4 protein-coding genes are annotated in these 14,652 nt (G+C 42.2%); all 4 read left to right on the top strand.

The annotated features are described in order from the left end of the window. The first annotated feature begins 673 nt into the window (after positions 1–673). The 4 genes from V7K25_RS30320 to V7K25_RS30305 all read left to right on the top strand — a co-directional run bounded on the left by V7K25_RS30320 (position 674) and on the right by V7K25_RS30305 (position 14,627). Positions 674–2,779 (top strand): acylase, encoded by a 2,106-nt coding sequence (locus V7K25_RS30320; protein ID WP_335163424.1) that lies wholly within the window; start codon positions 674–676, stop codon positions 2,777–2,779. Positions 2,780–3,550: 771 nt separating this feature from the next. Further along, positions 3,551–8,983, top strand: coding sequence for an amino acid adenylation domain-containing protein (locus V7K25_RS30315; RefSeq protein WP_335163422.1), 5,433 nt, complete (start codon positions 3,551–3,553; stop codon positions 8,981–8,983). 24 nt (positions 8,984–9,007) lie between these two features. Next, a complete protein-coding gene (locus tag V7K25_RS30310; RefSeq protein WP_335163420.1) occupies positions 9,008–10,003 on the top strand; it encodes a cupin-like domain-containing protein in 996 nt (331 codons plus the stop codon). Positions 10,004–10,037: 34 nt separating this feature from the next. Beyond that, positions 10,038–14,627: a type I polyketide synthase gene (locus V7K25_RS30305; RefSeq protein WP_335163418.1), complete on the top strand. Its 4,590-nt coding sequence runs from the start codon at positions 10,038–10,040 to the stop codon at positions 14,625–14,627. The last annotated feature ends 25 nt before the right edge of the window (positions 14,628–14,652 follow it).

Here is a 14,652-nt window from a genome sequence, read left to right as displayed (position 1 = left end):
AGCTTATTGAAAATAATTAATCAAAATATCATCCATCCAATTGTTGGGATTATCTTATTTATGGACTAGTGAGGAACTGCGCTGAACGGGTTTCCCATCATGAGAGGTTAATCCCGGATTTGTCACAAAATGGAACAATCTCTGTTAAATTCATATACAGCAGGTATTTCAGCAGTTATAAGGTATGACCACAGCAACAACTTCGCCATTTTTGAAAAAAGAATAAAGATACCGTTTTAGCTTTGATATTATTTGTCAACAAAGTGGTATTGTTAGATCAACTAAAATCTGCTTTGGCAAAGTCACTTGCGTGCAGCTTTGCCTTGTTACCGAAAAGGTTGCTGGGGACTAAGAACTAGGTACTGGCGATTGGGGGGACATGGAGGGCAAAAGGGAATTATTGAAAAATTCACTTTCTGATCTCTTCTCAATCCCCAATCCCTCACTGATGAATGGCACTAAGTTAAAATACAGCCCTTGCCCTGACTGGTTAAGAGCCTGGAGGCTCTGCCTCCTCTTTCTTGACCAGAGGTAGAACGTCTCCGAATAGATTTCCAGCCTCCAGGTTGGGAATGAGGCAACACAAGTCTTTGGGCTTTTATTTGTGCCATTTCCCTGACTGATCAATAGCTGTTTCAGTAACCAGGCGTTACATCTGTAGATGGTGGTGTTAATGAGGATTGATATTTTACTCAGGGTTTACAAAAGAAAATCAATACGCCTTTTACCCTTAATACTCAGTTTGATACTGGTTTTGTTGGTAGGCAGCCGCACTATAGCAGTACCAACAAAATCCACAGAGATATTATGGGATAACTATGGTGTGCCGCACATCTACGGTAAAGATGACCAGAGTGCATTTTATGCTTTTGGTTGGGCACAAATGCAAAGTCATGGAGATTTGCTTTTGCGTCTCTATGGTCAAGCACGGGGACGCGCAGCCGAATATTGGGGAGAGAAATACCTAGATTCAGATCGTTGGGTACAGACTGTGGGAGTACCAGAACGCGCTCGTTCTTGGTACAAGGCACAGAGTCCAACTTTTCGCACTTATCTTGATGCTTTTGCCACTGGGATCAATGCTTATGCAAAACAAAATCCTAACTTAATTGATGATGAAGTTGAGGCGGTGCTACCAGTCAAGGCAGAAGATGTCATGGCTCACTTACATCGGGTACTCAATTTCACCTTTGTAGTCAATCCTGAGGAAGTATTAGACCTGAGCAAAGAAAAGTTGCAAGCAGGATCTAATGGTTGGGCGATCGCACCAACTCATTCTGCCAATGGGAACGCCATGTTGCTAGCAAACCCACACCTACCTTGGTCAGATTTATTTTTGTGGTATGAAGCCCAAATCACCGCACCAGGAATTGATGCTTATGGAGCAACACTTGTAGGTATTCCCGTATTAGCGATCGCCTTTAACAACAACTTAGGTTGGACTCACACCGTTAATACCTATGATGGTTGGGATGTTTATCAACTCACACTGGCAGGTAATGGATACAGATTTGATGACAAAGTTCGTAACTTTCAGACAAAAACCCTCTCCTTAAAGGTGAAGCAGAAAGATGGCTCTTTGCAAGAACAACCATTAGTAGTGAAAAGTTCTGTCCACGGGCCTGTGATCGTCGAGAAAAATGATAAAGCCGTGGCGCTGAGAGTTGCAGGTCTTGACCGACCAGGTGTACTCCAAGAGTGGTGGGATATGGCACGAGCAAAAAACCTTGCTCAGTTTGAAAAGACACTCCAGCGCTTGCAATTGCCAATGTTTACGGTGATGTATGCGGACAGAGAAGGGCATATTATGCACCTATTTAACGGTCAAGTTCCGGTCCGCTCCTTTGGAGACTTTAAATATTGGGAAGGCATCATCCCAGGAAATACATCTAAAACTTTGTGGACAAAAATTCATCCTTACCAAGATTTACCGCGCATAGTTGACCCGAAAAGTGGCTGGTTGCAAAATACAAATGACGCACCTTGGACAACTACATTTCCAGCCGCCATTAAAGCAGATAATTACCCGCCTTACATGGCACCTCATTTGATGAGTTTCCGCTCCCAACGTTCTGTAAGGATGTTGGCTGAAGATAAAAAAATCTCTTTCGATAAAATGGTTGCAGACAAGTACTCTACCCGCATGGAACTGGCTGATCGGATTTTGGATGATTTAATTCCGGCTGCACGCAAGTACGGTCAGGACTTAGGGCAGCAAGCAGCTAATGTCTTAGAAGGCTGGGATCGGCAAGCCAATGCAGATAGTCGCGGGGCGGTATTATTTGCCTTTTGGGTACAACAGATGCACTTAGATAAGATGTTTAGTAAACCCTGGAATGAAAATTCTCCACGCACCACACCCGATGGTTTAGCTAATCCTGAAAGCGCAGTTGCAACTCTGCAAGCAGTCGCAGCCCAGGTAGAAAAGACTTATGGGGCGCTTGATGTACCGTGGGGCAAGGTTTTTCGGCTACGATTGGGTAATGTAGATTTAGCTGCCAATGGTGGGGATGGCAAGCTAGGAATTTTTCGTGTACTCAATTTTACCCCAGCAGCAGAGCAAACGTTCCAAGCCGTTGGAGGTGATTCCTATGTCGCTGCAATTGAATTTTCCAACCCTATACGGGCAATGGCACTCACCAGCTATGGTAATGCAACTCAACCCGGATCGCCCCACATTAGCGACCAGTTACAGATGTCCGCCAACAAAAAGTTGCGGACTGTGTGGCGCGATCGCTCAGATATACTTGCCCATCTAGAAGAACGTAAAATATTCTGAGCTTCGTTTAGTTGAGAAATATAGCAACGGACAGGAAGCTTTACCTTAAAACTGCGTAGGTTGGGGAGCCAACTGCATTGGGCGGGTTTCTCGACTTGTTCGCGCAGCTTCTCCCAAGGGGAGAAGCTAGTGGCGTTTGAGTTTTGTTGCCGCAAATCTGGGTTTCCTGTTCGCGCTGGACGTTTTCTTGTCATGATGTATCTCTAAGAACATTAATAATGATGTTCTTAGAGATACATTTTTTGTTTAAGTTGACACCAATGATTCATGAATTGCTCCTACAGGCTGTAGTTTTGCGTAAGTCCTATATATATTTAAACTGGGTAAAATACTCATAAATGATAATTAATACCTATCATTAGTTGCTTGTCAAATGCAACTTATTCCTATTAAAGTAAAATACATAAGTTAATTGAGAATTATTTGCAAAGTTTATGAAAAAACTTGGATTACTATATATGTGAGGTGCGTAGGCATAGCCTAACCTAGGCATCGCCAAAAAGTAGTTGATAAATCTAGCTAAAAGCCTTGAAAGGCATATCTCCTATTTTTACTTTTCTGTCAATGGGTAAGTCCTATATAAAGTCTCCTGAAATGATAGTGAATACTTCTAGAGAATTGATTCACCGAAAATATTGATAGTTTACAGAGAGGCAAAGATGCGGAGATTATGAACCACAGAGAGTTCTAGCCATTCCCCGCATCAGTCTCAAGATTTAAATATGGTTTAAATTTTGTTTACGTGCAGCTTAAAGATGCTTAAGGCATAAAATGACTAAAATTTTCAATAGCATACAAGAAATTCCTCAACACTATGCGAATATCGTTGATGTTCTGCGCGATCGCACATTGCAGACACCGGACAAACAAGCATTTACCTTTCTTGAGGATGGAGAAACCAAAGAATCAACATTCACCTATTATGAGTTGGATCGGCGTTCTCAGGCGATCGCATCTCAACTCCAAGCCCTAGGTTTAAACGGAAAACGTGCCTTACTACTCTATTCCCCAGGACTAGATTACTTAAGTGCTTTTTTCGGTTGTCTGTACGCTGGAGTCGTTGCGGTTCCAGCTTATCCACCTCTCAATCAACGGAAAACACCAAGAATTCAGGCTATTAGCACAGATGCACAAGTAAGCATCGCTCTTACCACAACAGCGATGCTACCCACATTACAATCCATATTTACAAACCAAACAAATCTGGAAAATTTGCGCTGGCTGACTACCGACAATCTTGCACAGGGTCTAGAAGAATCTTGGCAGCAACCTTTAATTAATGCGGATACTCTAGCCTTTCTGCAATACACATCAGGTTCTACGGGGATACCAAAGGGAGTCATGCTTAGTCACGGTAATCTGCTGCACAACGCGGCTGTGACTTACCAACTCATGGAACATTCTCCTAAGAGTAAATTTGTCTCCTGGCTACCTACTTACCATGATATGGGGTTGATTGGGGGGATTCTGCAACCTTTGTATGGCGGGTTTGGTTGCATATTAATGTCTCCAGCATCTTTTCTACAACGACCATTCCGTTGGTTACAAGCAATTTCTCGTTACAAAGGCACTACAAGTGGTGGTCCTAACTTTGCTTATGACCAGTGTATTCAAAGAATTACTCAAGAACAAAAAGAAACTCTTGACTTAAGTAGTTGGAGTGTCGCATTTAACGGTGCTGAACCAGTCAGGCAAGATACTTTAGAGCGATTTACCGCAGCTTTTGCTGAGTGTGGCTTTCGCCCTGAAGCATTCTATCCTTGTTATGGTATGGCGGAAGCAACTTTGATAGTTTCTGGTGGAGTCAAGAAAGCTTTACCTCCTTTAAAAACTGTAAACAAATCTGCTCTATCAAACAACCAAGTAATCGAAGCTAGTGCTGAGACTGAACACGCTCAGACTTTTGTCAGTTGTGGTCGAACCGTACCTCTACAGCAGATTGTCATTGTTAATCCCGAAACATTAAGCCCTTGTCCAGCTAATGAAATAGGAGAAATATGGGTATCAAGTCCGAGTATTGGTCAGGGTTATTGGAATCGGAAAGAAGAAACAGAGCAAACATTCCACGCTTACCTCAAAGACACAGGGGTTAGCGAACCGTCAACGCCATTTCTCCGCACTGGTGACTTGGGGTTTATAGACAATGGAGAACTCTTCATTACAGGTAGAGCCAAAGACTTAATCATTATCCGAGGTCGCAACCTTTACCCACAAGACATAGAGTTAACTACAGAACGTAGCCATTTATCATTGCGTTCAGGTAATGGTGCAGCCTTCTCGGTTGAGGTAAACAATGAAGAACAACTGGTTGTAGTTCAAGAGTTAGAGTTTCGCGCCAAACCGAATCTTGAGGAAGTTATTACAGCGATTCGTCAGGCCGTGACTGAGGAACACGAAGTACAAGTCTATGCAGTGATTCTAATAAAACCTGGTAGTCTTGCAAAAACTTCGAGTGGCAAAATTCAACGCCGTGCAACAAAAGCCGATTTTCTCGCAGATAAACTAGTAGTCGTTGGCAGCAGTATTCAAAAAAGTATTGATATAGATGGAAACGAGAATCGGTTGCAGCGAGAAGCTCTGTTAGCGATCGCTCCCCAAGAGTCTCAGCCGCGATTAGAGTCTTATCTTCAAGAACAGATAGCACGGGGATTTTCAATCCTACCAGATGAAATCAACCCTCAACAGCCATTAAGCTCCTTGGGACTCGATTCTCTAAAAGTTTTCCAGTTAAAAAACCGAATTGAAACTGACTTGGAAGTTACCATATCCGTAGCTGACTTTTTTGAAGGATTGAGTTTGCGATCGCTCTCCACCAAGATACTCGCTCAAATCACAGCAGAGGCTTTCACCCCTTTAGAATCTCTTAGTCAAATCCAGCAAGCCGGAATTTATCCCCTATCTCTTGGCCAGCAACGATTATGGTTCCTCGACCGATTGGAACCAGGGAATCCAGCTTACAATATTTCCTTAGCTGTGAATCTTAAAGGTAAGCTTGACGTTCCCTTATTAGAACAAAGTTTAAACGAAATTATCCGGCGACATGAAACTCTTAGAACCACCTTTACTACAGTCAACGGACAACCGATGCAAATTATTGCTCCTTCTCTAAAATTATCTTTAATAGATCATCAAAAAAATATTGAATCACAGGACGATGCCGCAATTCGACAACTCTTGACTCAAGAGAGCCAACGACCTTTTGACCTAACGCAGGGGCCATTGTTACGTACTCAACTTTTGCGGCTAGCAAACCAAGAGCATATTCTTTTGCTTGAGATGCACCACATAATCTCTGATGGCTGGTCTGCTGAGGTATTTTTACAAGAGATAGCATTACTGTACAAAGGATTCTTAACCAGAAGTTCTTCACCTCTACCGTCAGTCTCTATCCAATACAAAGACTTTGCACACTGGCAGCGACAATGGTTGCAAGGAGAAATCCTGCAAACCCAACTCTCTTACTGGAAACAACAACTTGAGGGTATGCCACCCGCATTGCAACTACCCACTGACCGACCACGACCGGCGGTGCAAACTTCACACGGCGCTCAACAATCTATCCAGTTGTCCGAAGCAGTCATTAAGGAACTGAAGGCGATCGCTCGTCAACAGGGTATAACTTTATTCATGTTGCTATTGGCAGCATTTCAGACTTTTCTCTACCGTTATACAGGACAAGATGATATTGCGATCGGAACACCGATCGCAAACCGTAATCGGGAAGAAGTGAAAGGGTTAATTGGCTTTTTTGTCAATACCTTGGTGTTACGTGCAGATATGAGCGGCAACCCGACTTTTGACGAGTTGCTGACGCGGGTAAAAAAGGTAGCTGTAGAAGCCTATACACATCAAGATTTGCCCTTTGACCAACTGGTAGAAGTAGTGCAACCAGAGCGGGATATGAGTCGTACACCGCTATTTCAAGTCATGTTTAATGTCCAGGATTACTCGCAATTACCAGAAATGCCTGGTTTGGCATTGAGCCTGTTAAAAATCGAAACCGAAACAGCACAGTTTGATTTGAGCCTGTCCATTGAGATTACAGAGCAAGGAATGGCGGCATCATATTATTACAATACTGACCTATTTAATGCTGTCACCATTACCCGAATGCTCAGGCATTTTCAGAATTTGCTCTCAGGCATTGCGGCTAATCCTCAAGCTCGGCTATCCAACTTACCACTTTTGAGCGCGGCAGATTGTCAGGATTTACTAGAACTTAGTCGCAATCAATCCCTAATTCCTTCCCAATCCGAACAATGTATTCATCAACTGTTTGAGAAACAGGTAGAGCAAACACCAGATGCGATCGCAGTGGTATTTCAAAACCAGCATTTAACCTACACAGAATTAAATCAGCAGGCGAATCAACTAGCACACCACCTCAAAACCCGCAAAGTCGGGCCAGAAGTTTTAGTTGGAATCTGCATAGAGCGCTCTTTAGAGATGGTGATTGGACTCTTGGCGATCCTCAAAGCCGGAGGAGCTTATGTACCTTTAGATCCGGCCTATCCAAAAGAACGTCTTGCTTTAATCTTGAAAGATGCCCAGGTGTCAGTCCTTGTGACTCAGCAATCACTGCTGGCTGTTCTGCCTGCGCTTGAGTCACAAGTCGTGTGCGTTGATACAGACAAGAGCGCCATCGCCCAAGAAAGTCAGGAAAATCTTGTCAATCAGACGCAACTAGAAAATCTTGTCTACATTATTTACACCTCTGGTTCGACGGGAACTCCCAAGGGCGTGACGATTCAGCATCGCTCTTTAGCCAGTTATGCCAAAATTGCCTGTTTAGAGTATGGACTAAAAGCAAGCGATGCCGTTCGCGGAGCGTCTCGTAGAGAAGGCGGGCAAAGCGATCGCGTGCTGCAATTCGCTTCCATTAGCTTTGATGCTGCTGCTGAAGAAATCTTTCCCTGTCTAATCTGCGGTGCTGCTCTCATCCTGCGTACAGATGAGATGCTAAGTTCAATACCTCGATTTTTACAGCAGTGTCGTGATTGGGGGGTAACTGTCCTTGATTTACCTACCGCCTTTTGGCATCAAGTTAGCTCTGAATTAGCAACAGCAAATTTGGCACTTCCCGATTCCTTGCGATTGGTGATTATTGGCGGCGAAAGAGCCGACAGAAAACACCTGACAACGTGGCAGCAGCAAGTTGGTCAACGAGTACGCCTTGTCAACACCTACGGTCCTACAGAAACAACAATTGTGGCTACACTCTGTGACTTATCGGGATCGACAGCCGACGAAGTGCCGATTGGCAAACCCATTCCCCAAGTCCAAACTTATGTCCTCGACCCTTTTCTACAACTCGTGCCTGTAGGAACTCCCGGCGAATTGTATATTGGAGGTGTTGGTGTTGCTCGAGGTTACCTCAACCGACCAGACTTAACAGCAGAAAAGTTTATTCCTAACCCCTACAGTTCAAAACCTGGGGAGCGTCTTTACAAGACAGGTGACTTAGTTCGTTACTTAAGTGATGGCAACCTCGAATTTCTCGGACGCATTGATCATCAAGTCAAGATTCGGGGTTTCCGCATTGAATTAGGAGAAATAGAAGCCTTACTGAATCAACACCCAAGTGTTCGAGAAGCCGTGGTCGTTGCTCACAGCGATCGTTCAGACCATCAGCGCTTGATTGCTTATGTCGTTGGGCAATATCAGCCGGAAACGGTAGAAGCTAACACTCCTTGGCAAGGAAGTTTAGCGAGTGAACGAGTAGCTCTACTCCGAGATTTCCTCAGAGAAAAACTACCTGAATACATGATGCCAACGGCTTTTATATTCTTAGACGCGCTCCCTTTGACGCCCAATGGCAAAGTCAATCGTCGCGTCTTACCGTTGCCAGAAAGTTACTCTACCCAAAAAAACCTTTATGTGGCTCCCGAAACAGAGCTACAGCAGACCATTGCTAGTACATGGCAAACAGTACTCGGTCTTGAAAAAGTTAGTATTAACGATAACTTCTTCGATCTAGGAGGTCATTCTTTACTGATATCTCAGGTAAACGCACAACTGCGAGAACAACTGCAACGCGATATCTCAGTAGTAGAAATGTTTCAATATCCTAGTATCAGTTTGTTGGCGAAACACCTTAGTCAAGAACAGGAAGAACAACATTCCTTTAAAGAAATTCATAACCGATCTGAAAAACAGAAATTGGCTCTAAACCGACAAAAGCAAACTCATAAGTCACGTAAATAAGTAGAAAGGACTCTCAGCAAAACTATGCAAACAGCAAACTTGGCTACTACTTTACACTCATTGCTTTTTTTGTTTCCAATTATTATTGGATCAATTTTTTTGATATTTGCGTTGATTTTAATAATACTGACGAGTACATATTTTCTGAAGAGAATATTGCTCAAAAATAAACGTAAGTTAATATGGACACCAATTTCTTCTATTGAGCGTCGTAGCAATCTATCATACGAGGAATTTGTTAAAGAATATGCATCTATTGGCAAGCCAGTCATTATAACTGATGTAGTTAAAAATTGGAAAGCTTCAGAAAAATGGACTTTAGATTTCTTCAGAGAGAAATATGGATCAGTAAAGACTGATGGTGTTAGAGATAGAAATAATGGAACTAACATATCAATGACTATTGCGGATTATATGGATTATCTAGAGACAGGTAATAGCGAGCAATCACTTTACTTGTTCGACTTCCATATGTTTGAGCATCCAGAGCTTTACGAAGATTACAAAGTTCCAGTTTACTGCCATAATTTATTAGAAACTTTCGCAGAAGAACTATTTAATAAATATGGGTTTCAACAATATATCTATCTAATTATAGGTCGTAAAGAGTCATCAATAGGTCTTCACATTGATTCGTTTTGTACACAAGGATGGCTAGCAGGAATTTATGGACGGAAGCGATTAATCTTAATACCACCTGATCAACAAGAATTTGTATACGATGGGAAAGTTAATGCTTTTAACCCAGATTTAGAAAAATTTCCATTGTATGCCAATGTAAAACCAGTAGAATTTATCCTAACTCCAGGAGAACTTTTATATATTCCCTCTATGTGGTGGCATCAAGCGGAAAACCTTGAAAACACGATCGCTTTGGGCTTAAACACAGTAAATGAGTGGAATTTCGAGATGGTTTTACATGCGGCAAATGAGGTAAATCCAATAATAGGTAATCTTTTAGGATTGTTATTGGAATTTCCTTGGTTGGGTAAAGTTGTGGTGGCTAGCCGTTTGCTCTAATAAAAAGTGTAATTAATAAGGTAAAATAAGATTAATGAATAGTTACGATTCAATACAAGAAATTGCAATTATTGGCATGTCAGGACGTTTCCCCGGTGCTAATAATATTGAAGATTTTTGGGAAAATTTATGCTCTGGAGTAGAATCAATATCTACTTTCACGGATGAAGAATTAATTGCCTCTGGAATTGCTCCAGAATTACTTAGCAATTCTAATTATGTGAAAAACCTTGCTATCTTAGAAAATATAGATTTATTTGATGCTTCATTCTTCGGCTTGAATCCCAAAGAAGCAGAAATTACAGACCCGCAGCATCGTTTATTTTTAGAAAATGCATGGGAAGCATTAGAAAATGCTGGCTATGACTCCCAACGTTGCGAAAGTCGGATTGGAGTTTATGGTGGTTCTAGTTCAAATAATTATTTATCATTGGATTTAAATAGCGAGCGCACTGGATTGGGTAGCATTTTCCAAGAGGGAATTGGCAACGATAAAGATTTCCTCGCGACTCGCGTTTCTTATAAATTAAATCTCACAGGCCCAAGTCTAACAGTACAAACTGCCTGTTCTACTTCCTTAGTAGCTATTTCTTTAGCTTGTCAAAGTCTATTAAATTACCAATCCGATATTGCTTTAGCAGGTGGAGTATCTATTCACATTCCCCAAAAAACCGGGTATTTGTATGAAGAAGGGGGTATTTTATCACCCGACGGTCACTGTCGCGCCTTTGATGCCAAAGCCAGGGGAACAATTATTGGTAATGGTGTAGGAATTGTGGTTTTAAAGCGGTTGGCTGAGGCGATCGCTGATGGTGACAATATCTATGCTGTAATTAAAGGTAGCGCCATCAATAATGATGGTTCTGGTAAAGTTGGTTACACAGCACCCAGCGTTAACGGACAAGCAGATGCGATCGCAGAAGCACTTGCTTTAGCTGGGCTAGAACCTGAAACAATTAGCTATGTAGAAGCTCACGGAACAGGAACTATCTTAGGCGATCCCATTGAAATTTCTGCTTTAACAAAGGTTTTTCGTGAAAGTACAAATAGAAAGGGCTTTTGTGCCATCGGTTCAGTAAAAACAAATATCGGTCATTTGGACGCAGCTGCTGGAATTGCAGGACTGATTAAAACAGTTCTAGCCCTTAAACATCAGCAGATACCACCCAGCTTAAATTTTGAGCAACCTAATCCTCAAATAGATTTCGCCAATAGTCCTTTTTACGTTAATACAACGCTCAGAGAATGGAAAACCGGACTTACCCCTCGTCGGGCTGGAGTCAGTTCTTTAGGTATTGGTGGGACTAATGCTCATGTAATTCTGGAAGAGGCTCCAGCGTTACCAGCTTCCAGTTCCTCTCGCCCTTGGCAGTTATTGGTACTTTCTGCCAAAACAGACTCAGCTTTAGAAACTGCAACAACAAATCTGGTTCAATACCTCAAGCAACATCCCCATATTAGCTTGGCGGATGTGGCGCATACATTGCAAGTAGGACGCAGGGAATTCAATCATCGTTGCATATTGGTGTGCGCGGATATCGAAGATGCAACCAGCGCCTTACAGCAGCCAGATCCTCAAAGAGTTTTCACTCACTTACTCGAAAATGGCGATCGCTCCATCGCGTTTATGTTTCCTGGACAGGGCGCTCAATATGTGGATATGGGTAAAGAACTATACCAGACTGAGCCGGTTTTTCAAGAACAGGTCGATCTGTGTTGTGAATTGCTTCAACCTGATTTGGGTTTGGATTTGCGATCGCTCATTTATCCGAGCGAGTCTGAGTCAAAAGGCACAGCAGAAAAACTACAACAAACTGATATTACTCAGCCAGCACTATTTGTGATTGAATATGCTCTGGCTCAGTTGTGGATATCATGGGGCATTTCTCCCCAGGCGATGATCGGACATAGTATTGGGGAATATGTCGCCGCTTGTTTAGCTGGTGTTATGTCTCTTGGCGATGCTTTGGCGCTGGTGGCGGCTCGTGGGCGATTAATGCAACAACTACCATCTGGTGCTATGCTCTCCGTACCACTGCCAGAGGAAGAAGTTATAGCTCTATTGAATGAAAAATTATCCCTCGCTGCCAGCAATGCACCAGCCTTGTGTGTGGTTTCGGGAACCCATGATGCTATAGATGCATTTCAAAACAAGCTCCAAGATCAAGGTATAGACTGCCGTCGTCTCCATACTTCCCATGCCTTTCATTCCCCAATGATGGAACCCATATTAGAGGCATTCCAGCAGGAAGTAAGCAAAGTCAAATTACATCCTCCAAAAATTCCCTTTGTTTCTAATGTCACAGGAACCTGGATTACAGCAGAGCAAGCCACAGATTCAAATTACTGGGCAAAACATTTACGGCAAACAGTGCGGTTTGCAGCAGGCATTTATACATTGTTGCAAGAGCCAAATCACATCTTACTAGAAGTGGGGCCAGGACGCACTTTGTGTAGCTTTACTAAAAAGCATTTAAATTCTCCAGGACTATCTTCATTACGGCATCCGAAAGAAAAACAGTCGGATATTACATTCTTATTGAACACATTAGGTAAACTCTGGTTGTATGGAGTACAAGTAGATTGGTCAAGATTTTACACCAATGAGTACCGTCATCGTCTTCCCCTACCAACATATCCATTTGAGCGACAGCGTTACTGGATTGAACCCGAAAAACTTTCACCTTTAACAAAAAGACACCTCCAACGAAGACTAGACATTTCCGACTGGTTTTATATTCCATCTTGGAAACGCTTAATGCCGCCTCAGCCGTTTAGCTCAAAGCTTCAAGCGACTCAGGTCGGGTGTTGGTTAATATTTATTGATGAGTGCGGCTTGGGTGAGCAAATCGTGCAACGACTTACCCTTGAGGGTAACAATGCAATTATTGTCAGAAGAGGAGAGCAATTTAGTAGCGAAATAGCATCTGATCAACGCGTATATACCATCAACCCTCGACGACAGGATGACTACTACGCCTTAATCAAAGAACTTAATAGACTGGAACTGACTCCAAGCAGGATTTTACATTTGTGGAATCTTACATTGAACAGTGGCGCAGAATTAACAATTGAGTCCCTTGAAAGGTGTGAAACTCTGGGCTTCTACAGTCTGGTATTTCTAGCACAAGCACTTGCAGAGCAGCAAAGTATGACAAATCCGATGCAAATTGGAATCGTGTCAAACAATTTGCAGGAGGTGACAGGCTCAGAGGTGTTAGACCCAGGTAAGGCTTTTATATTAGGGCCGTGTAAAGTCATTCAACAAGAGTACTCGAATATTGCCTGTTGTAGTATTGATATCGTTATTCCTGAAACAGAAAATTGGCAACAAGAAAAACTTATAGATCAGTTACTCGCGGAATTCACGGCTCAATTGTCTGACCGTGTTGTGGCGTACCGTGGAAATTATCGTTGGGTGCAAACTTTTGAACCCGTCCGCCTGGATAGAGTCGTCGAAGCAAAACCCCAGTTCAGGGAAAGGGGAGTTTATCTGATTACGGGCGGATTAGGAGGAGTTGGTCTTTTTAATGCAGAATATCTAGCGAAGACTGTACAAGCAAAACTCATACTGATAGGACGTTCAGGTTTTCCTAACCGAGATGAGTGGTCACAATGGCTATCAGATTATGGCGTTCAAGATAGCGTCAGCCGTAAGATCCTTAAATTGCAAGAACTTGAGGCGTTGGGTGCAGAAGTTTTAGTAGTTCAAGCTGACGTTACCAATCGAGAAGAAATGGAAGCAGCAATCACTCAGGCAAATAATCGATTTGGTCAAATTAATGGGGTAATTCATAATGCTCTAGAAGACAAAAAAGAATTAATTGCACAAAAAACTTTAGAAATAGGAAGAATTGTTTTTACGCCGAAAATAATAGGAACAATAATACTCGATAATCTCTTCAAAGATGCCGAGTTGGATTTCTTTGTCCTGACTTCATCACAAGCTTCAGTTATAGGTGGAATTGGGTTAGTAGAATATACTGCTAAAAATGCTTTTCTTGATGCGTTTGCTTACTATAGTGTCTCTAAACATGGCAAGTTCATTGAATCTATAAATTGGGATATATGGAATACTCCAGAATGGATCGCTAAGACAAAGTTATACCGTGTGTCAGGATTAAAACTTGAAGAAACAGGATTAACCCTTGAAGAAGGTATGGAGTCCTTTGAGCGTATTCTGTTTTGTAGCACAATGCCTCAGATAGTTGTATCAAAAAGCGATTTTAATAACCTGATTAATCAGAACCTGATTAACCTAAAAGACACTCTTAATTCCTTAGAAGAAGAATCTAGCAAGGTTAATCGAGTCAAAAAAACTCACTCCCGCCCCGACCTAAGAAATGCATATATCGCTCCACGCACCGAGATTGAGCGCACTCTGACTGAAATCTGGCAGGAAATCTTTAGTATTGAACAGGTAGGAATTTACGATAATTTTTTTGAGTTGGGAGGAGACTCTTTACTTGCCACTATTGTTATTTCTCAACTCCGTAAAACCCTCAAAATAGAAGTGCCTTATAAACGCTTCTTCGATGAACCTACTATAACTAAGTTAGCTTTAGTTGTTGAAGAAATTTTCATAGAAGAACTAGAAGAATTAGAACAATTGTCTAAAAACTAAATTTTCATTGTTTGATAGGGGGGAT

It is taken from the genome of Nostoc sp. (assembly GCF_036919495.1).
In the GTDB taxonomy this organism is placed as follows: Bacteria; Cyanobacteriota; Cyanobacteriia; order Cyanobacteriales; family Nostocaceae; genus Nostoc.
The sequence above is the reverse complement of the archived record's forward strand: the minus strand, read 5'-3'. Positions and strand labels throughout refer to the sequence as shown.

Excerpts from the sequence above, each read along its gene's own strand:
- V7K25_RS30320 (WP_335163424.1), top strand. The coding sequence starts at position 674 with ATGAGGATTGATATTTTACTCAGGGTTTACAAAAGAAAATCAATACGC.
- V7K25_RS30315 (WP_335163422.1), top strand. The coding sequence starts at position 3,551 with ATGACTAAAATTTTCAATAGCATACAAGAAATTCCTCAACACTATGCG.
- V7K25_RS30310 (WP_335163420.1), top strand. The coding sequence starts at position 9,008 with ATGCAAACAGCAAACTTGGCTACTACTTTACACTCATTGCTTTTTTTG.
- V7K25_RS30305 (WP_335163418.1), top strand. The coding sequence starts at position 10,038 with ATGAATAGTTACGATTCAATACAAGAAATTGCAATTATTGGCATGTCA.